The 19,350-nt window shown below is 57.8% G+C and carries 18 protein-coding genes; 9 read left to right on the forward strand and 9 right to left on the reverse strand.

From position 1 onward, the window contains the following. Positions 1-897 carry a LysR substrate-binding domain-containing protein gene (locus QRN48_RS16685; RefSeq protein WP_285351793.1) on the forward strand — a complete coding sequence of 299 codons (897 nt, stop codon included), beginning with the start codon at positions 1-3 and terminating at the stop codon, positions 895-897. 233 nt (positions 898-1,130) lie between these two features. On the opposite strand, the gene QRN48_RS16690 is transcribed toward QRN48_RS16685, so the two are convergent. Continuing rightward, the gene (locus tag QRN48_RS16690) at positions 1,131-2,009 is read right to left on the reverse strand and encodes a LysR family transcriptional regulator (RefSeq protein ID WP_285351795.1); all 879 of its coding nucleotides are present in this window, start codon (positions 2,007-2,009) and stop codon (positions 1,131-1,133) included. A gap of 112 nt (positions 2,010-2,121) precedes the next feature. Between QRN48_RS16690 and QRN48_RS16695 the strand changes: the two genes are divergently transcribed. The 3 genes from QRN48_RS16695 to ggt all read left to right on the forward strand — a co-directional run bounded on the left by QRN48_RS16695 (position 2,122) and on the right by ggt (position 5,909). Continuing rightward, complete coding sequence (locus QRN48_RS16695; RefSeq protein WP_285351797.1) at positions 2,122-3,078, forward strand: DMT family transporter; 957 nt, start codon at positions 2,122-2,124, stop codon at positions 3,076-3,078. Between the two features lie 95 nt (positions 3,079-3,173). Continuing rightward, complete coding sequence (locus QRN48_RS16700; protein WP_285351801.1) at positions 3,174-4,073, forward strand: NAD-dependent epimerase/dehydratase family protein; 900 nt, start codon at positions 3,174-3,176, stop codon at positions 4,071-4,073. Between the two features lie 168 nt (positions 4,074-4,241). Continuing rightward, the gene (gene ggt, locus QRN48_RS16705) at positions 4,242-5,909 is read left to right on the forward strand and encodes a gamma-glutamyltransferase (protein WP_191944314.1); all 1,668 of its coding nucleotides are present in this window, start codon (positions 4,242-4,244) and stop codon (positions 5,907-5,909) included. A 246-nt stretch (positions 5,910-6,155) separates the two neighbouring features. Here ggt and QRN48_RS16710 read toward each other — a convergent pair whose 3' ends face one another. Continuing rightward, positions 6,156-7,739, reverse strand: coding sequence for a peptide chain release factor 3 (locus QRN48_RS16710; protein WP_285351805.1), 1,584 nt, complete (start codon positions 7,737-7,739; stop codon positions 6,156-6,158). 333 nt (positions 7,740-8,072) lie between these two features. Here QRN48_RS16710 and QRN48_RS16715 point away from each other — a divergent pair, with 333 nt between their 5' ends. The 4 genes from QRN48_RS16715 to QRN48_RS16730 are packed head-to-tail and all read left to right on the forward strand — an operon-like array spanning position 8,073 to position 11,614. Next, on the forward strand, positions 8,073-8,786 hold the full coding sequence (locus tag QRN48_RS16715) for an ABC transporter permease (protein ID WP_037012654.1): 714 nt from the start codon (positions 8,073-8,075) through the stop codon (positions 8,784-8,786). Between the two features lie 28 nt (positions 8,787-8,814). Continuing rightward, a complete protein-coding gene (locus QRN48_RS16720; RefSeq protein ID WP_191944316.1) occupies positions 8,815-9,783 on the forward strand; it encodes a glycine betaine ABC transporter substrate-binding protein in 969 nt (322 codons plus the stop codon). After that, a complete protein-coding gene (locus tag QRN48_RS16725) occupies positions 9,780-10,433 on the forward strand; it encodes an ABC transporter permease (protein WP_191944317.1) in 654 nt (217 codons plus the stop codon). The genes QRN48_RS16720 and QRN48_RS16725 overlap by 4 nt, the downstream gene beginning before the upstream one ends. Positions 10,434-10,444: 11 nt before the next feature. Beyond that, on the forward strand, positions 10,445-11,614 hold the full coding sequence (locus QRN48_RS16730; RefSeq protein ID WP_037013288.1) for an osmoprotectant ABC transporter ATP-binding protein OsmV: 1,170 nt from the start codon (positions 10,445-10,447) through the stop codon (positions 11,612-11,614). Positions 11,615-11,734: 120 nt separating this feature from the next. On the opposite strand, the gene QRN48_RS16735 is transcribed toward QRN48_RS16730, so the two are convergent. Together QRN48_RS16735 and QRN48_RS16740 are read right to left on the reverse strand one after the other, a co-directional pair. Then, positions 11,735-12,196, reverse strand: a complete 462-nt coding sequence (locus QRN48_RS16735; protein WP_285351809.1) for a hypothetical protein — start codon at positions 12,194-12,196, stop codon at positions 11,735-11,737. Continuing rightward, positions 12,174-12,569 (reverse strand): polymorphic toxin type 44 domain-containing protein, encoded by a 396-nt coding sequence (locus QRN48_RS16740; RefSeq protein WP_285352116.1) that lies wholly within the window; start codon positions 12,567-12,569, stop codon positions 12,174-12,176. The genes QRN48_RS16735 and QRN48_RS16740 overlap by 23 nt, the downstream gene beginning before the upstream one ends. Before the next feature lie 721 nt (positions 12,570-13,290). On the opposite strand from QRN48_RS16740, the gene QRN48_RS16745 reads away from it, so the two are divergent. Then, positions 13,291-14,454 (forward strand): type III PLP-dependent enzyme, encoded by a 1,164-nt coding sequence (locus QRN48_RS16745; protein ID WP_191944320.1) that lies wholly within the window; start codon positions 13,291-13,293, stop codon positions 14,452-14,454. A gap of 53 nt (positions 14,455-14,507) precedes the next feature. Here QRN48_RS16745 and QRN48_RS16750 read toward each other — a convergent pair whose 3' ends face one another. The 5 genes from QRN48_RS16750 to QRN48_RS16770 all read right to left on the reverse strand — a co-directional run bounded on the left by QRN48_RS16750 (position 14,508) and on the right by QRN48_RS16770 (position 19,350). Then, complete coding sequence (locus QRN48_RS16750) at positions 14,508-15,335, reverse strand: hypothetical protein (RefSeq protein WP_285351810.1); 828 nt, start codon at positions 15,333-15,335, stop codon at positions 14,508-14,510. A gap of 59 nt (positions 15,336-15,394) precedes the next feature. Next, positions 15,395-16,390 (reverse strand): alpha-xenorhabdolysin family binary toxin subunit B, encoded by a 996-nt coding sequence (locus QRN48_RS16755; RefSeq protein WP_285351812.1) that lies wholly within the window; start codon positions 16,388-16,390, stop codon positions 15,395-15,397. Positions 16,391-16,402: 12 nt separating this feature from the next. Next, complete coding sequence (locus QRN48_RS16760) at positions 16,403-17,641, reverse strand: alpha-xenorhabdolysin family binary toxin subunit A (protein ID WP_285351814.1); 1,239 nt, start codon at positions 17,639-17,641, stop codon at positions 16,403-16,405. 221 nt (positions 17,642-17,862) lie between these two features. Then, a complete protein-coding gene (locus tag QRN48_RS16765) occupies positions 17,863-18,666 on the reverse strand; it encodes a tetratricopeptide repeat protein (RefSeq protein ID WP_285351816.1) in 804 nt (267 codons plus the stop codon). A 3-nt stretch (positions 18,667-18,669) separates the two neighbouring features. Continuing rightward, complete coding sequence (locus QRN48_RS16770; RefSeq protein ID WP_191944325.1) at positions 18,670-19,350, reverse strand: Fe2+-dependent dioxygenase; 681 nt, start codon at positions 19,348-19,350, stop codon at positions 18,670-18,672.

Consider the following 19,350-nt stretch of genomic DNA (forward strand, 5'->3'; position numbering starts at 1 on the left):
GTGAAAGCCAGATCGGATGAGTTGCAGGTGTTTGTCACGGTGATTGAAAGCGGCTCGATTTCTGCCGCTGCCGAGCAGGTTGGCCAGACGCCTTCGGCAATCAGCCGCACGCTGTCGCGACTTGAAGGCAAGCTGGGGACCACGTTGATCAACCGCACCACGCGGCGCATGGACCTGACGGAGGAGGGCAAGTTTTTCCTTGAACGGGCCAGGCAGATTCTGAACCAGATGGAAGAGCTTGAAGAGCGCATGTCGGTGCGCCAACAGACGCCATCGGGTCGCTTGCGGATCAATGCGGCGTCGCCATTCATGCTGCATTCGATCGTTCCGTACGTTGCCGAATTCCGAGCGCTCTATCCCGACATCCAGCTGGAACTGAACAGCAATGACCTCATCATTGATCTGCTGGAGCAGAGCACCGACGTGGCCATCCGTATCGGCGTGCTGGCCGACTCGACGTTGCACGCCCGCCCGCTCGGCACCAGTCCGCTGAACATCCTGGCGAGCCCCCAATACCTCGAGAAACACGGCACGCCGAACACCGTGGCAGCGCTGAGCGAGCATTCGCTGCTGGGCTTCACGCAGACCGAAACCCTCAATCACTGGCCGCTTCGTCATGCCGACGGGGATCGCCTTTTCATCCAGCCAACGGTGTCGGCCTCCAGCGGTGAAACGTTACGTCAGCTGGCGCTGGCGGGGCAGGGCATCGTCTGCCTGTCACACTTCATGACCCACGACGACATCCGTCATGGCCGGCTCATCGTCATCCTGCCCGAGGCCAACAGCGGTTATCGTCAGCCGATCCATGCGGTCTATTACCGCAACTCACAGCTGGCGCTGCGAATTCAATGCTTTCTGGATTTCATTCAGCTGAAGCTGGCGGTGTACGCCGCTTAAGGCGCTTCCCCGTTCGTGGGCAAGTGCACCTCTACGCCGGGCCCCTGTGAATACTAAACCTGCGGACTGCACACATCCGTAGGAGCCGGCTTGCTGGCGAATGCATATTTTCAGGCGTTGCTGTGCTGAATGGACTTCCCCGTTCGCGGGCAAGCGCGCTCCTACAGCGGAATGCGTGCACCCGCGGCCGGCTCATTCAACCGATTGGCTGTCGGTGGGTTTGAGGTACGCCTTCAATCCGCACGCACCTCACTGAATTCCTCACGCAGCATCGCCACAAACGCCTCCCGTGCCGGATGATGTTCGGCGTTCTCGTGCCAGTAGAACAGGTTGTCGATGGAGGTCAGTTCAGCAAATTCATAACCGACCCAGCCCGAGCCTTTGCGGTATTGCTCATACACCCCCTTGGGCACCAGCGCCACGCCGGCACCCGCGCTGACGCATCCGACGATGGTGCCGTAATTGGCGATGCTGACAATGGACTGGGTTTGGCCATTGTTCTGTAGCCAGCGCTCCAGCGCCGCCCGATAGGGGCAGCCGTCGGGCCACATGAAAATGGATTTGCCCTGCAAGTCTGCCGCGCTGTGAATCGGCCCCAACGACTCGGCGGCGATCAGCACGAGGTCCTCGCGGTACATCGACGTGCGCTTGAGGCGCGGACGTTTCACATCAATGGCGACGATGGCTCCGTCGAGTTTTTGATTGAGCGTGGCGTCGAGCAGTTGCGTGCCGGTGCCGGTAGTCAGCTCCAGCGACACCTGCGGGTAGCGGGCATGGAAGCGTGCCAGCAACCGGGGCAGGCGGGCAGTTGCTGACGACTCGATGGCGCCGATTCGCAACGGGCCGGACGGCGCTGCATCCGGATGCACTGCGCGTTTGGCTTCGTCGGCCAGGCTCAACATCTTGCCCGCATACGTGAGGAAGATTTCCCCGGCCGGACTGATCCTCAATCCACGGCCCTGACGGTAAAACAATTCGGTTCCCAGCTCCGCCTCCAGCGTCTTGAGGCGCGCGGTGATGTTCGACGGCACGCAGTGCAACACCTCGGCGGCGCGGGCGATGCTGCCGGTGTCCGCGACGGTTTTGAACATGCGGATCTGAGCCAATTCCATTCATCACCAAAAGTGAGGAGTTAAGTCATTATTGTTCGGTTGTGGTGAGCATAGGATGTTTCGATACTCGCGGCCAAGGGCAGGCGGCGGGCCGGTTCACTGGAGTATCGATATGGCGGCGGTAAATGAAATTCTGCAGGGGCCGGGCTTTGCCGAAAACGCCGGCGTGCGCTGGCAGCGGCTGAAAGTCGTTCTCGCGACGTTCTTTGTAATCGCCTGCTGGGGTTTCTCGCCCACCGGCATCCGCATCGGTTTGCAGGCCTACGAGCCCGGTCATCTGGCGCTGCTGCGCTTTCTCATTGCTTCCGCCTTCATGCTGATCATCGCCTCGTCGTTGCGCATCTCTCTGCCGCGTCCGAAAGATTTGCCATTGCTCGCCGTGCTCGGTTTCTTTGCGGTCAGCCTTCATCACATCGCGCTCAACTTTGGCCAGGCTGGCGTGACCGCCGGGGCATCCAGCGTTCTGGTGCAATCGACGCCCCTGTTCACAGCGCTGCTGGCGCGTTTCGTCTTCAAGGAGCGGGTCAGCGCCTGGCGTTGGGGCTGCGTTGCGCTTGGGCTGGTGGGCGCTGCGATTGTCGTCACCGGCGACCGTGGCATTGGACACCTGAATGCACGGGGCCTGCTCATCCTGGTTGCGGCGTTTTCCTGGAGTGTTTATTTCTCCCTGCAGAAGCGTCACAGCTATCGCTACGACGGGCTGACCATGGTCTGTTACACAGTGTGGGCGGGCACAGTTTTCTTGCTGGTCTATCTGCCGGGGCTGATTGGCGAAATTTTCAACGCGCCGCTGCGGGTCAACGCGGCAGTGGGTGTTCTGGGACTCTTTCCCAGCGCGCTGGCTTATCTGGCCTGGGCCTACGTGTTGAAACACATGGATGTAAGCCGCGCGTCGATGAGCTTGTACCTCACGCCACCCATGGCCATCGCAATCGCCTCGGTGATGCTGGGCGAGTTGCCTTCACAGCAAGTCATTGTCGGTTCGATCGTCGTGCTGGCCAGTGTTCTGGCGATGAATCTGCGTCGGGAGCGGCCCGTCGTGTACCCGGTGGTGCAGAAGCATTCATGAGCTGAGCGCAAGACTGATTTGGTTTGGCCTGCCTTTTTCACAATCAACCATCGGCCGATACTCACTCCCACATTCAAGCCACAAGGGAGTCACCCATGCACGTATTCATTACCGGCGCCGCAGGTTTCATCGGTGGCTCCATCGCAACCGGTCTGGTCAACAAAGGCCATCAGGTCACAGGTCTGGTGCGCAACGCTGAACAAGCAGCCGAGCTCAAGGCGCTCGGCATCGAGCCGGTCATCGGTACGCTTGACGACGAAGCGTTGCTCATCGAGCAGGCGCGCAAAGCGGACGGCGTCATCAATGCTGCCAGCAGTGATCATCGTGGCGCGGTCGAAGCACTGCTCAGCGGTCTGCGCGGTACAAACAAGCCGTTCTTGCACACCAGCGGGTCAAGCATCGTTGGCGATGCATCGGGGGGTGAAGGCTCGGACAACATCTACTACGAAGGTCAACTGCCGACCGCCACTCCGGACAAGGCTGCACGGGTGGCGATCGATGATCTGGTTCTGGCCGCAGCGAATGATGGCGTACGCTCGGCGGTGCTGTGCAACTCACTGATTTACGGCCATAGCCTGGGTGTCCGTCGCGACAGTGTGCAGTTGCCGCGGCTCATCAAACAGGCGCGCAAAAGCGGCGTCGTTCGCCATGTCGGAACCGGCGGCAACATCTGGTCCAACGTGCACATCAATGACGTCGTCGAGCTCTACGCCCTGGCGCTGGAAAACACCCCGGCGGGCACTTTCTACTTCGTCGAGAGCGGCGAGGCGTCGTTCCGCGACATGAGCAACGCCATCGCAGAAGCCTTGGGCCTGGGCCCGGCTCAGGACTGGCCACTGAAAGACGCGGAGGCCGAGTGGGGTTATGAGATGGCCAACTACGGTCTGGGCTCCAACAGCCGAGTGCGAGGCAAACATGCGCGGAAGCTGCTGGGTTGGGTGCCTGAAACCACGTCGGTGCTGGACTGGATCAAGCGCGATTGCATCAAGGGCTGACCTTGTGGGCTTGACGGACCTTCCTGGCCAGGCCAAACGGTCACCTTCGGGTGGCCGTTTGCGTTTGCGGCAAGTTTCATCATTAATGTGCAGCCGGACCGTTAGTCTCTTCAGCCTCCAGACAGCACGTCAGCCTCAAGCTGTCGCATTTTTCATCAAGGAAGCCCCATGCGTGCAGTGACCCTCAAAACCCTTGCCCTGTCGGTGATGTTCGTCGCGAGCTCGCCGGTGTTTGCCGTGGCGCTGGAGGGCGGCGCCGTGGCGTCTCCTGATCAATACGGCGCTCAAGTGGCGGCGCAAATCCTCAAGAAAGGCGGCAACGCCGTCGATGCTGCCGTCGCCACAGCCTTTACGCTGGCGGTGACCTATCCCGAAGCGGGCAACATCGGCGGCGGTGGCTTCATGACGCTGTTCATGAACGGCAAGCCGTATTTTCTGGATTACCGCGAAGCGGCGCCCAAGTCCGCGACACGCAATATGTACCTGGACGATAAAGGCGAAGTCATTCCGGGAATGAGCCTCGTCGGGGCGCGCGCGTCAGGTGTGCCTGGCACAGTGATGGGCTTGTGGGAGGCGCATCAGAAGTTCGGCAAATTGCCGTGGTCAGAACTGCTGACACCGGCCATTGGTTACGCCAAAAATGGCTTCACGGTGGCCGACAAGCAGTACATGTATGGCGCCGAAGCGATCAAACAGCTCAACGGCAAGACCAACTTTGCCGACTATTTTGGCAACATGAAGGCCGGCGAGACGTTCCGTCAGCCGGAGCTGGCCAAGACACTGGAACGGATTGCCAGCAAAGGCGCCAATGAGTTTTATCAGGGCCAGACCGCCGATTTGATGGTTGCCCAGATGCAGCACGACAACGGCCTGATTACCCGGCAGGACCTGCAGGATTACAAAGCCATCTGGCGCAAGCCGTTGCACGTCAACTTCAACGGCAACACGCTCTATACCGCGCCATTGCCCAGCTCAGGCGGCATTGCCCTGGCGCAGCTGATCGGCATGAAGCAGCAGCTCGCGGACGACTTCAACGGCGTGCCGCTAAATTCGGCGCGCTACGTCCATCTGCTCGCTGAAATCGAAAAACGCGTATTCGCCGATCGCGCCAACTATCTGGGCGACCCGGACTTTTCGGTGGCGCCGGTGAGTCAGTTGACCGATCACGCCTACTTGGCCAAGCGGGCCCACGAGGTTAACCCGACGGCGATATCCCCCACGGAGAACGTAAAAGCCGGGCTTGAGTCGCATCAGACCACGCACTTCTCCATTGTCGACGCCAAGGGCAACGCGGTGAGCAACACCTACACCCTGAACTGGGATTACGGCAGCGGCGTGGTGGTGAAGGGCGCAGGCTTTCTGATGAACGACGAGATGGATGACTTCAGTTCCAAGCCGGGCGTTGCCAACGCCTTCGGTGTGGTGGGCGGTGATGCCAACGCGATTGAACCGGGCAAGCGCATGCTGTCGTCGATGAGCCCAAGCCTCGTCACCCGCGACGGGGCCGTGACGCTGGTGCTGGGTACCCCAGGCGGCTCACGGATTTTCACCACCGTGTTTCAGGTGCTGAACAACATCTACGACTTCCACATGCCGCTCAAGGACGCGGTTGCCGCCCAGCGGGTTCATCACCAGTTGCTGCCGAAAGACACGATCTACACCGAGAAATTTGCGCCGATGCCGGCTTCGGTTGCCGATGAACTCACCGCCATGGGGTACACCCTGAAAGACCAGGGCTGGTCGATGGGCAATGTGCAGGCAATCAAAATTGACGGCACGAAAGTCGAGACCGCGTCCGATCCTCGTGGGAGGGGAGTGGGGATGGTGGTGAAGTAAGGGTCAACTGATCGTTCACAGGTACTGCGGACGATCATCAAACGCCAATCTGGCTCACGCCGTTGCCCGGTGTAGGAGCGCGCTTGCCCGCGAAGGGTAGGTACAACCGACACAAATCCGTCGTCAGAAGTGCAGCTTCGCGGGCAAACGCGCTCCTACAGGGCCCTGCGCCTGACTCCAGGTTGATGATCGTTCCCACGCAGAACGTGGGAACGATCATCAATGCAGCCTGATGGTCACCACTGTTTAGTGATGCTCCCGCGTTGCGCGGAATTTCACGTCGGGCCAGCGCTCTTCCATCAAGGCCAGGTTGACCCGCGTCGGCGCCAGATAGGTCAGGTGGCCGCCGCCGTCCACCGCGAGGTTTTCCACGGCCTTGTTCTCGAATTCCTCGAGCTTCTTTTTGTCGCTGCAATCGATCCAGCGGGCTGACCACACGGTGATCGGCTCGTAGGCGCATTCGACCTTGTATTCTTCCTTCAGCCGGCTGGCGACCACATCGAACTGCAGCACACCGACGGCGCCGAGGATGATGTCGTTGCTGCGCTGCGGGAAGAACACCTGGGTTGCGCCTTCCTCGGCCAGTTGCTGCAGACCCTGCCGAAGCTGTTTGGATTTCAGCGGGTCCTTCAGGCGCACGCGGCGGAACAGCTCGGGGGCGAAGTGCGGAATCCCGGTGAAACCCAGGGCTTCGCCTTCGCTGAAGGTATCGCCGATCTGAATCGTGCCGTGGTTGTGCAGGCCGATGATGTCGCCGGCGTAGGCTTCTTCCAGCTGCTCACGCTCGCTGGAGAAGAACGTCAGTGCGTCGCCAATGCGCACGTCCTTGCCGGTGCGCACGTGTCGCATTTTCATCCCCTTGTCGTATTTGCCGGAGCAGATGCGCATGAAGGCGATGCGGTCGCGGTGCTTGGGGTCCATGTTCGCCTGAATCTTGAACACAAAACCGGTGAATTTTTCTTCGACCGGCTCGACCGTGCGCTCGTTGGCGACGCGAGCCAGCGGCTTGGGCGCCCAGTCCACCACGGCGTCGAGCACGTGATCGACACCGAAGTTGCCCAGCGCCGTACCGAAAAACACCGGGGTCAGCTGGCCGTCGAGAAATTCATGCTGGTTGAACTCATGGCAGGCACCCTGCACCAGCTCCAGTTGATCGACAAAGCGATCGTACTCATCACCCAGGTGCGCGCGCGCCTCGTCGGAGTCGAGTTTCTCGATGATTTTCACCTCGGTGCGCTCGTGACCGTGACCGGCGGTGTAGACGATGATGTAGTCGTCGGCGAGGTGATAAACGCCCTTGAAATCGCGGTAGCAGCCAATCGGCCAAGTGATAGGCGCGGCCTTGATCTTCAGCACCGCTTCGATCTCGTCCAGCAGCTCGATCGGGTCGCGAATGTCGCGGTCGAGCTTGTTGATGAAACTCACGATCGGCGTGTCGCGCAGACGGCAGACGTCCATCAGTGCAATGGTGCGGGGCTCAACGCCTTTACCGCCGTCGAGGACCATCAACGCCGAGTCGACAGCAGTCAGCGTGCGGTAGGTGTCTTCGGAGAAGTCTTCGTGGCCCGGGGTGTCGAGCAGGTTGATCATGTGATCGCGATAGGGGAACTGCATGACCGACGTGGTGATGGAAATCCCGCGCTGCTTCTCCATTTCCATCCAGTCGGAGGTGGCGTGACGGTCGGATTTACGCGACTTCACCGTACCGGCGACGGAAATGGCCTTGCCCATCAGCAGGAGCTTTTCAGTGATGGTGGTCTTACCCGCATCGGGGTGGGAAATGATGGCGAAAGTGCGGCGTTTCGCGACTTCGGCGGCCTGTCTGGTCATGGGAAATCGCCCGAGAGGTGATTCAAAAAAGGGCGGCGATTATAGCCCAAACCAAACCAATAACCGAACCGTTCAGTCAATCAGGGGTGGCCAGATACCATCTCACGTGGGAACCTTTGCGGTTAAGGAGACGTCCATTCCCTGGTATCGCTACACGCCAAGGGTTGAAAAATCAGCAAGTTAGCTTGACGAAGCTGCGCTCATGGCTTGTGTTTTCGCCGAGGTTAAAGCCTCTCTGGCGACCCACCCGCTGCTCTTCGCGAACGTTCGCGTGCTGCCTGCAACGGCCAGCTCCACGCCAGACGTTCGCCGACTGAAATAAGGAGTCCGCCTGTGGCTAATCGCTATGGCAAGGGGCTATTGGGAGGTGTGATTGTCATTGCACTCCTGGCCCTGCTGGTCCAATGGATCGGCATCAGTACCATCAAGCAATATCAGGACGATCTGCTGTTTTATCTGCAAGCCCACGTGGTGCTTGTGCTGGCTTCGATGCTGGCGGCACTGGTGGTCGGGATTCCCACCGGCATTGTCCTGAGCCGACCGAACATGGTTGGCCGCGCCGAACGCTTCATGCAGATCTTCAACATCGGTAACACCGTTCCCCCTCTCGCCGTGCTGGCCATCGCTCTGGGTATTCTGGGCATCGGCAGCGGTCCGGCGATCTTCGCTTTGTTCCTCGCTTCGTTGTTGCCCATCGTGCGCAACACCTACGAAGGCCTGAAAAACGTTCAGGGTTCCCTCAAAGAAGCCGCCCGCGGCATTGGCATGACACCCCGTCAGGTGCTGTGGCGTGTCGAACTGCCGAACGCCGTGCCGATCATCATCGGCGGTGTACGTGTGGCACTGGCGATCAACGTCGGGACCGCGCCGTTGGCTTTTCTGATTGGCGCGAACAGCCTTGGCAGCCTGATCTTCCCCGGCATCGCCCTGAACAATCAGCCGCAACTGGTGCTAGGCGCCGCGTGTACCGCGTTGCTGGCACTGCTGCTCGATGGCGCCGTGACCCTGGCAAGCCGTCTCTGGCTGGAACGCGGCCTGGCTCGATAAATCGAGCCCCGCCGAGAAAGGAATTGCTATGAAGAAGTTATGCACATTGATCATGGGCGTCGGGCTGTTGCTGTCCGGTTTTGCCCAAGCCGCAGATGCACCCGCCGAAGCGCCCGTCTTGCGCATTGGCGCGCGGGTGTTCACCGAGCAGACCATGCTGGCCGAGTTGACTGCCCAATACCTGCGCGACAAGGGCTATCAGGTTCAAATCACCGGCGGCCTGGGCAGTAACCTGGCGCGTAGCGCTCAGGAAAGCGGCCAGCTTGATTTGCTGTGGGAATACACCGGCGTGTCTCTGGTGGCCTACAACCACGTCGACGAGAAACTCGACAGCGAACAGACCTATCAACGCGTCAAGGAACTGGACATCAAGAAGGGGCTGGTCTGGTTGTCCCCCTCCAAGTTCAACAACACCTACGCGCTGGCACTGCCGGACAAGATTGCCCAGCAGTATCCACAGGTCAACACCATGTCTGACCTGACCACGGTGCTCAAGGCCGAGGCCGACAAGGGCCACATCGTTGCGCTGGACACCGAGTTCGCCAACCGTTCCGACGGGCTGGTCGGCATGGTCAAGCATTACGGCATGAACCTGGGCCGTGAAAACACCCGTCAGATGGACGCCGGCCTGGTCTACACCGCACTGCGCAACGGGCAGGTTTTTGCGGGCCTCGTTTACACCACCGATGGCCGTTTAAACGCTTTCAAACTCAAAGTGCTGGAGGACGACAAGCACTACTTCCCGGATTACACCGCAGCGCCCGTGATTCGCAAGGAATACCTGGACAAGCACCCGCAACTGGCCGACCTGCTCAAGCCACTCGCCGCGCTGCTGGATAACCAGACCATGCGTACGCTGAATGCGCGCATTGACGTCGACCATGAAAGTCCTACTGTCGTCGCGGCAGAATTCCTGCGCGAGCATCCGATCAATCCTTCCGCCGACAGCGTGCCGGTCGCACCGGCACCGGCGGCAAAACAGGAGGAGAAACCATGAGTTTCCTCAGCGCTTTCTCCCATCTGGACTGGAATCAGGTCATGCACCTGACCCTGCAGCACATCACTCTGGTGGGCATCGCCGTGACCCTGGCGATCCTCGTCGGCGTGCCCTTGGGCGTGCTGATGACGCGCTTCCCGACGCTTGCCGGGCCGTTGCAGGCCAGCGCAACGGTGCTGCTGACCATCCCGTCAATTGCTCTGTTTGGCTTGTTGCTGCCGTTCTACTCCAAGTTTGGTCAGGGCCTCGGTCCATTGCCCGCGATCACAGCCGTGTTTCTCTATTCACTGCTGCCAATCATGCGCAACACCTACCTGGCGCTGACCGGTGTCGAGCCCGGCATTCGTGAAGCCGCCAAAGGCATCGGCATGACCTTCGGCCAGCGCCTGCGCATGGTTGAACTGCCGATTGCCGTACCGGTGATCCTCGCCGGCGTACGCACCGCCGTGGTCATGAACATCGGTGTCATGACCATTGCCGCCACCATTGGTGCGGGCGGTCTTGGCGTACTCATCCTCGCATCCATCAGCCGCAGCGACATGTCGATGCTGATCGTCGGCGCCGTACTGGTCAGCATTCTGGCCATCTTCGCCGACCTGCTTCTGCAATGGCTGCAACGCTCGCTGACTCCAAAAGGACTCCTGAAATGATCGCCAAGCAAATGATTGAACTGCAAAACCTCACCAAAACCTTCCAGAGCAATGGCAAGGAAGTGAAGGCCGTCGATTCAGTGAGCCTGACCGTCAATGAAGGCGAGATCTGCGTGTTCCTCGGTCCATCGGGTTGCGGCAAGAGCACGACCCTGAAGATGATCAACCGGCTGATCATGCCCACTTCCGGCAAAGTGCTGATCAACGGCGAGGACACGACCGGTCTGGACGAAGTCACCCTGCGCCGCAACATCGGCTACGTGATTCAGCAGATCGGCCTGTTCCCGAACATGACCATCGAAGAAAACATCGTCGTCGTGCCCAAGCTGCTGGGCTGGGACAAGCAGAAGTGCCACGACCGCGCCCGCGAACTGATGAGCATGATCAAGCTGGAGCCCAAGCAGTATCTGCACCGCTACCCGCGCGAATTGTCGGGCGGACAGCAACAGCGCATCGGCGTGATTCGCGCGCTGGCTGCCGACGCTCCCTTGCTGCTGATGGACGAGCCGTTCGGCGCGGTTGACCCGATCAACCGCGAGATGATCCAGAACGAATTTTTCGAGATGCAGCGTGCGCTGAACAAGACCGTGATCATGGTCAGCCACGACATCGACGAAGCCATCAAGCTGGGCGACAAGATCGCCATCTTCCGCGCTGGCAAGCTGCTGCAGATCGACCACCCGGACACATTGCTCGCGCACCCGGCGGACGATTTCGTCAGCAACTTCGTCGGCCAGGACAGCACGCTCAAGCGCCTGCTGCTGGTCAAGGCCGAAGACGCCGCGGACAACGCGCCGTCTGTCAGCCCGGAAACCCCAGTGGCAGATGCCCTGGAAATCATGGACGAAAACGACCGTCGCTACGTCGTGGTCACCGACGCCGAGAACAAAGCCATGGGCTACGTCCGCCGCCGCGACCTGCACCGTCAGGCCGGGACGTGCGACCAGTACCTGCGCCCGTTCAACGCCACCGCCGCCTACGACGAGCACTTGCGCATCCTGCTGTCGCGGATGTACGAGTTCAACCGTTCGTGGCTGCCAGTGCTGGACGCGGAGAATGTGTTCCTGGGTGAAGTGACGCAGGAATCGATTGCGGCGTACCTGAGTTCCGGCCAGTCGCGCGGGATGAAGACCAGCATCGTTTCGCCGGCGGATCTGGTGGAGCAGGCTGCGTCTAACTGAGGTGCAGGGCCTGGGTACTTTGGTGCCCGGGCCGCTGTTGGCGTTGGCATTGCCGGGGCTCGATTGTCCGCGAGGCAGGAAGATTTCTGCATATCTTCATGGGCAAGTGCAGGCAGTGGTTCAGTTCCGGGAATGATCATCAAGTTGCGTCAAGGTGATCCGGTAAGCTCTCAGTTGATCTCCTTCAGTGACATACTCTTTGCTCGAATAACGATAGATGGCCCCTTTCACGGTTATCCCCAAGCCATTGGCGGTGTCACGAATGTGTACGTTCTCCAATGCGCTGTCCGTGACCAGGAATTCACTCGCTTTGTTTAGCGTTGAAAGTACACCTGCATCATCTCCTTCAATGGGCTTGCTAATATAAAATCGCAACGTGTCCATATCAGTCGCCATCGCGCCGTAATGGGTGATGTATAGCCAGTCGCCCTGAGGGAGCGGCCGTTTCAAAACTATTTCGTCAGCCCCGTTACCGAACTCAAATAACTCGCCAATGCTGAAGCGGGCAATCAATATTATTATCAAGGCCCAGAAGGAATGCTTATAGGTGAGACGGAAATCAGTAACCTCTTGATTTTGCACATAAAATTCCCATCTTGATCCACCTCTGGTCTTTAGGATCATCTCCGTAGGGAGGTAGCCAGAACCAGTAACCCCACTTGTGATTTTCTGCTTGTGTCTTGGCTTGCGCTTGCGCGTATCCGGCGGCTCTCAGTAACAGTTGCTCACTGAGCTGGCCAGCCGTGCCAACAGCACCGTAATGGAAGTTGCCAAAGTTTTCCCATTCAGGGTTTTGCTGTTTGTAATCCCATGCGCTGCGGTTTCGTACTTTTAAGTAAAACCAACTCATGAATGCGCCGGTCGCAGGATCTCGCTTCCATTGATCGCTTGCAATCTTCATATGGACGTCTGTGTTGACTCCCGGTGGGATGATAGCTGGAAACTCGTAATTCAATCCTATGCCCTTAGATTCGTTCAAAGAGGGCATGGCCACTTATCGCAGGTTGCGTCTCAGTCGGCCGAAATCGAGCGGTGCTCTTATGGGCTATTGCCAACTTCAGCCACCGCTTGGCTGCTTGACCGAGCAGGTATCCGGATGTGACGGCATTGGTATGTATCGTGGAGTAAGCGCGTTTTTGCATGACTGATCCTTGGTCGGGTTGATTCGTGGCCTCGGGCCGGGGCTTTGCGAGGCAGACCGATATCAACCCTAATGACCGGGATCAGATGGATGTGTGGCGGTGGGCGCTGTGGTGCGAAGGACGCTTCTGATGAGCTGGTAGGCGATATCCGACACGGAGGTGACTCGTATCCCGGCTTAGGAAGCGCCGGCCTCAGGGAACATCACCCTGTCACATCGGTCGGTTACTACGGGTTGATTGAACGCGCGTGGATTCCCGTCTGGCAAAAACGGGCAGAATCGCGACATTTTTAGTTGATCTCCGGCCCCTCAGGTCCTACAGTTCGCGCCGAACGTCCATGCTGGAAACGATCCATCCGGCTCAAGCACTGACGACGAGACAGCAAGGCCAACCGTGACGTATCGACGGATGGCCTTTTTGCTTTCGGCGAGAGGCCTTGGGAAGTAGGCGAACCAAAGTGGGGATACGGAGGACGTTCACGAGCCGCGCGCTCACACCCATTGTTTTTTACCGTTTGCCAACAGGAGTCCCCGCATGTCGATCCAGGTCGAAGATTATTTCGAGAAAAGCACCTTCGAGAAAATGAAGGCGTTTGCCGACAAGCAAGAAACCCCGTTTGTGGTCATCGACACCGCGATGATCAGCAAGGCCTACGACGACCTGCGCGCAGGCTTCGAATTCGCCAGCATTTACTACGCCGTCAAGGCCAACCCAGCGGTCGAAATCATTGATCTGCTGAAAGAGAAAGGTTCGAGCTTCGACATCGCCTCGATCTACGAGCTGGATAAAGTGATGGACCGCGGCGTCAGCCCGGACCGCATCAGCTACGGCAACACCATCAAGAAATCCCGGGACATCCGTTACTTCTACGAGAAGGGCGTGCGTCTTTTCTCCACCGACTCCGAAGCTGACCTGCGCAACATCGCCAAGGCCGCGCCGGGCTCGAAGGTCTACGTGCGTATCCTCACCGAAGGCTCGACCACGGCCGACTGGCCGCTGTCGCGCAAATTCGGTTGCCAGACCGACATGGCCATGGATTTGCTGATTCTTGCCCGTGAACTGGGCCTGGTGCCCTACGGCATCTCGTTCCACGTGGGCTCGCAGCAACGCGACATCAGCGTGTGGGACGCGGCAATTGCCAAGGTCAAAGTGATCTTTGAGCGTCTTAAAGAAGAAGACGGCATCGTCCTCAAGCTGATCAACATGGGCGGCGGCTTCCCGGCCAACTACATCACCCGCACCAACAGCCTGGAAACGTACGCTGAAGAAATCATTCGGTATCTGAAAGAAGACTTCGGTGATGACCTGCCGGAGATCATTCTGGAGCCGGGCCGTTCGTTGATCGCCAACGCCGGTATTCTGGTCAGCGAAGTGGTGCTGGTGTCGCGTAAATCTCGCACTGCCGTCGAGCGTTGGGTCTACACGGATGTGGGCAAGTTCTCCGGCCTGATCGAAACCATGGACGAGTCCATCAAGTTCCCGATCTGGACCGAGAAGAAGGGCGAAGTGGAAGAAGTCGTCATTGCCGGCCCGACGTGCGACAGCGCCGACATCATGTACGAGAACTACAAGTACGGCCTGCCATTGAACCTGGCCATCGGTGACCGTTTGTACTGGTTGTCCACCGGTGCGTACACCACCAGCTACAGCGCTGTCGAGTTCAATGGTTTCCCGCCGCTGAAATCGTTCTATGTCTAAGCGGCCGTTACCGTAAAAAGAAACCCGCGAGAGATCGCGGGTTTTTTATTGCTTCAGTCCCGGGTGTGGCGGGTGAGTGCCTCTGCCAGCTCCAGTCGAATCATCGCGGATTCGATCACGTGGTGGAAACCCTCGATCGTGACAGATGGGAAGAGATTCACAAACTCACTCAAGGCCCCAGACAGAAAATCTGCCAGATTTGAATAGCCCTCGCTGAGATCTTTCCGCGCCGCGGTCAACTTTTCAAGGTCGCGCTCGGTCTTTTGGATGAGCGTTCGTACTGTCAAAATTCGAGAGTCGTCACTGAGCGGGTCGATATTTTTGGCACGCGCGTAGGCACTGATTGCTGCCTGCATGAAGTTGATCAGGCGCGGCAGGATTGACGAAGCGCGCTGGTACAAGTTGCGGCACGCAAAGGATGCACCATCGTACTGGTACCACAGGTTATAAATAAGCTGCTTGGTCTGCTGAGCAAATGAATAGCCCGCGCCGGGGCTCATGACTTTCATCCGGCCGTTAAGCTCAAAGGGCGACTGCGAGAAGTCTAGCTCGGACACAAGCCCCTTGCGCTCAGTTGCGGTCAACTGATCGATGACCCTTGAGTATTCCGCGTCGAACAGCCTGATATCAGTGATGAGATCTGACTGTTGATAAAAAATACGATGGGGCCAGTCGAACAGTTCTGGCCAGTTCCGAAGCTGCTCATTGACTTGCAAAAAGGTGTCGTCAAGGCTTGGCTGGTGAAGCTGGATGAACGCCCGATCCGACGCCAGGTCCAGGTCGGCTTTGACACGTTCGGTCATATCCGATGCCTGATTGAGCATGATGCGGTAATCGTTGATGACCTCGAAATGGGTCAACTTGAAAAAAGGTGTAGACATAAAGACATCCTTGTCCTTGGTTGGCAGTGACAGCTAGCTGCCACTGCCGCTGGATGTCCCTAGTGGGCGCTGTTCACGTAAGCAATGAATGACGGGGCTGCGCCCACAAGCTGGTCCTCAAAGTCGGCTGTATCCGACAACGCCAGATGGTTGACAAATGCAATTACTGATTGGTCGATCTTTGCGTATTCGGCACGTGCGCAGAAAAAGCTCGCGAACAACTCATGAATGCTGGTCAACAACGTGGCTTTCTGGGTGACCGTCTTCACCTCTTTTAAGCACGCTTCCTTTTTTGATTTCACCCGTTGGATATCAGCGATGAGTTTGGCTCGTTGGTCGTACATTGTCTGGTAATTGATCGCTTCACTAATGCGCTCGAGAGTTTTGCGCATGTGTTCCATGGCCAACTTAATAAGTTCGACCTCGGGAGCGGCTAAACCGAGAGCGGAAAGGCTCTCAACCGTCAGCAACGTGTCTCTTGCAACGTCGGCAACGTTTTTTTTCTCCAGTAACGCCATGGCATCATTAATGATTGTCCTGGAACCATCCAGCGTCCTCAGATTTTCATCGATCGCAGTTATTTCTGCATTCAATGATGGCAGTTCGTCGAGCAGCTTCTCCTTGTAGGTCGTGGTCAGCGCCGGGTCGAATGTAACTCCGGAGATTGTCTTGTATTGGTCCTGCAGTGCTTTTACCGCCGTGGAGAACCCTTTTTTGAAGGTCTTGATTGTTTGCTCCCGCGCGTAGAGGTTTAAGCTGCGTTTTTCTTCGGACATGTCTTCAGTTATTTCAGCGCGGCACTCGTTAAGCTTTCTAAGCGCTTTGTCGGTAAGTGTTTCCAATGTGTACAATTGTTCATCCACTTTCAAGTGCACAGTGACGATGGAAGTACGCAACGGACTCGCTTTTTCATACACCGTGGGCAGGTATCCGGTCGCTTGAAACGCGAGCTGTGCATTAGCGCTCTGGGCAAGCATGGCGTCAAGGCTGACTTTGATTAGATCCATGTCGGGTGTAACGTAGGTGACGTCGTTACTAAATTTTAGAATATTCATTGTGGCAAGTCCTTATGCGGAAATGATTAGGCTATTGGCTTCTGCTTCGGCGTCCATGAAGACATCGTGCAGGTCGTTGGCTTGAGTCGAGATATGGGTCCACGGATCAATCACCTCGTCGAGGTGGTAGGCCAGAAATCTAACCTGCAGTGCATCCGTGATGGCGCCCGTTTGCTCTAGAGAAGTCTGGACATAGAGGTTGAGCGAGTTCCAGACGGTGACAAGATTCTGGGTGGCAGCGTCGGCCTCAAGGCTCAAAAATTCAATGTCCTGCATGTCCGCTTTGACTTCGTTCAGACGCTTCAGCACAGTGCTCTTCCTACCCATCTGACTATTCTTTTCATCCCGCTTGGTTTTTAGCTCATTGCGGGATTTGCGAACCTTTTCCGCTTCAACGCCAATATAAATGGCCATCCCCAAACCAATAACATTGAGTGCTGAGGCCGAGCTCAGCGAATCATTCACCATCTGCTTGTAACTGACACTTTGCTCATCGATATCTTTGTTAAGTGCTTCGATTTCGGCTTGAAGAAGAATGATGTCTTCCTTAAAAGTATTGTTCTCGATCGCTGTCAGGCGGATCTTGATTTCCCCTCGGACCACCGTAGCCAGTTGCTTGGCGAATGTGTCCAGGTCTGCTTTTAATTGCCCAGTATGGCGCGCTTGGATAGTGATCCTGTCGAGTAACCTATCCAAATAGCCCGAGAAGGTAGAGATCGCTTGCTCATCACCATCGTTGAGTTCAATTCCGGGAAATGCTGTGCCCATCTCCGCCTCAACTTTCCTCAAGTCATCCAGCGAAGTGATATTGTGTTCTTTCAGGAATTTTAGCGCCTCGATAGTGGCCAGTGCCCTCGATGCATGTTTGCCGGTATTAATAATGCTAGAAGCGAAGATCTTTAGCTCGCTGCTGATCAGTTTGATACGCTGCCGCAAACCATCCCATGTATTCGCATGGGACTTAATGATCGTGAACGTGTTCACGAAGTCCTTGATCTCGAGTCCCCGCCCAGGCGAAGTGCCCTGATCGTAGCCGAGATAAGCACTGACATCTGAAGCGCTGGTCGGTAGCAGCAGCCCTTTTTTCTCATAGCGATGCAAGCAGATGATCTGCTCTTTCGTTAATATCAACCCTTTGGGCCGTACGCTGCCCTTTATCGTTCCGTCTGACGCATCCATCATCGCTTTTGGCGCGTTTGCCGCAATGCTCGCGATGCTCGGCTCAGATGTGTTATCTAGCGCATAATTCATAAATAGTCCCTGTTCTAATGAGAGGCATCTTCCTGATGTCTCTTACTTATCGCTGCATTAGTTGCTGCAGTCATCGCAGACTAGTTCTGTGCGTCGCGGAGTGTCAATGCGGGTTCGGCCTAATTTACTGTAGGAATGTTTACAGTGGGAGTGCAGTAACGGCCTTAATTCTATATGGCCGGGGATATAGAACTGGATGATCAAGATGTTTCAGCAGAATGCTAAGCAGGCGTGGGAGTGTTACTTGACTTCGGCCCAGGCGTTTTGTCCTTGTTGCTGCCCAATTCGGCCGCCTTGCCGCAGTAGTCGATTGCCAGAGCGCGTATCTCGGCGTGGCTGGACAGCCTTAGCGCTTCGCCACTGCCCTGAAGGAAATTAAGGTTGCCCAGCTCAAGCGCAGAGTTGAACCAGACGATGGCCTCCTCGACATCACCATGATCCGCCAACACCGATGCATAACTGAACTGCCCCCGAAAATCCCCACCTTGAGCCGAGCGTCGATACCACTCATGCGCCGCAGGCAAATCCTGCTCGCAGCAAAGGCCTTCTTCCATATGACGGCCCACCAGATTCATTGACTTGGCGTGTCCCAGGTCCGCCGCTTTGCGATAGCACGCCAGGGCGCGCGCCTGATCCTTGTTCACGCCCCGGCCAGTGGCGAGCAGGTTGCCGTAGTTATAGAACCCCCAGTCAAGGCCCGCTTCTGCGGCGAGACGGTAATGCTCCGCGGCCTTGGCGGCATCCGCTTCACAGCCCCAGCCATGCTCGTAGCAACGGCCTGCCATGTTGTGCGCCATGGCATGGCCGTTGCGCGCGGCAATCTGGAACCACACCAGCGCCAGCGCCGGGTCGCGTTCAATGCCGGTGCCGTCGAGTAATATTTGCCCGAGCAGCGCCTGCGCGTCGACGATCTGCGCCTGCGCGGCGATCAGGATTGCTCGGGCGGCGCTCGCCGGGCTGTCTTCAAGCATGGCGCGCAACTGGTCACCATCGAGCACCTCTTCACGTCGCAGATTCCAGCTCATGACTCAGACCTCAACCCATTGGCGCAGCAGGTTGTGGTAGGTGCCGGTGAGTTGAAGCAGCGAAGGGTGTTCAGGCACGTCGCGGCTCAGCTGCTGAATCGCAGTGTCCATTTCAAACAGCAATGTGCGGTGCCCATCGTCTCGCACCAGGCTCTGGGTCCAGAAGAACGAGGCGTACCGCGCGCCGCGTGTGACCGGGTTGACTTTGTGCAGGCTGCTGGCCGGATAGAGCAGCAAATCACCCGCTGGCAATCTGACTTGGCGGGTGCCGAAGGTGTCCTGAATCACCAGCTCGCCGCCGTCATATTCTTTGGGGTCGCTGAAGAACAGGGTGGATGACAGATCGGTGCGCACCCGTTCGGCGCTGCCTTTGGCCTGCCGCACGGCGTTGTCGATGTGGAAATCAAAACTGCCGCCGCCGGTATAGCAATTGATCAACGGCGGGAAGATTTTGTGGGGCAGGGCTGCGGACATGAACAACGGGTTCTGCCACAAGCGCTCGACCAGCGCAGCGCCAATTTCCACGGCCAGCGGATGGCCCTCCGGCAGCTGCAGGTTGTGCTTGGCCTTCGCCGACTGGTGGCCGGCGGTGATCTTGCCATCGGCCCATTCGGTTTCCTCCAGCGCCAGTCGGATGCGACGCACCTCCTCAGGTGAAAACAGGCCTGGGATATGTAGGAGCAT

The organism is Pseudomonas sp. ME-P-057 (assembly GCF_030208975.1).
In the GTDB taxonomy this organism is placed as follows: domain Bacteria; phylum Pseudomonadota; class Gammaproteobacteria; order Pseudomonadales; family Pseudomonadaceae; genus Aquipseudomonas; species Aquipseudomonas lutea.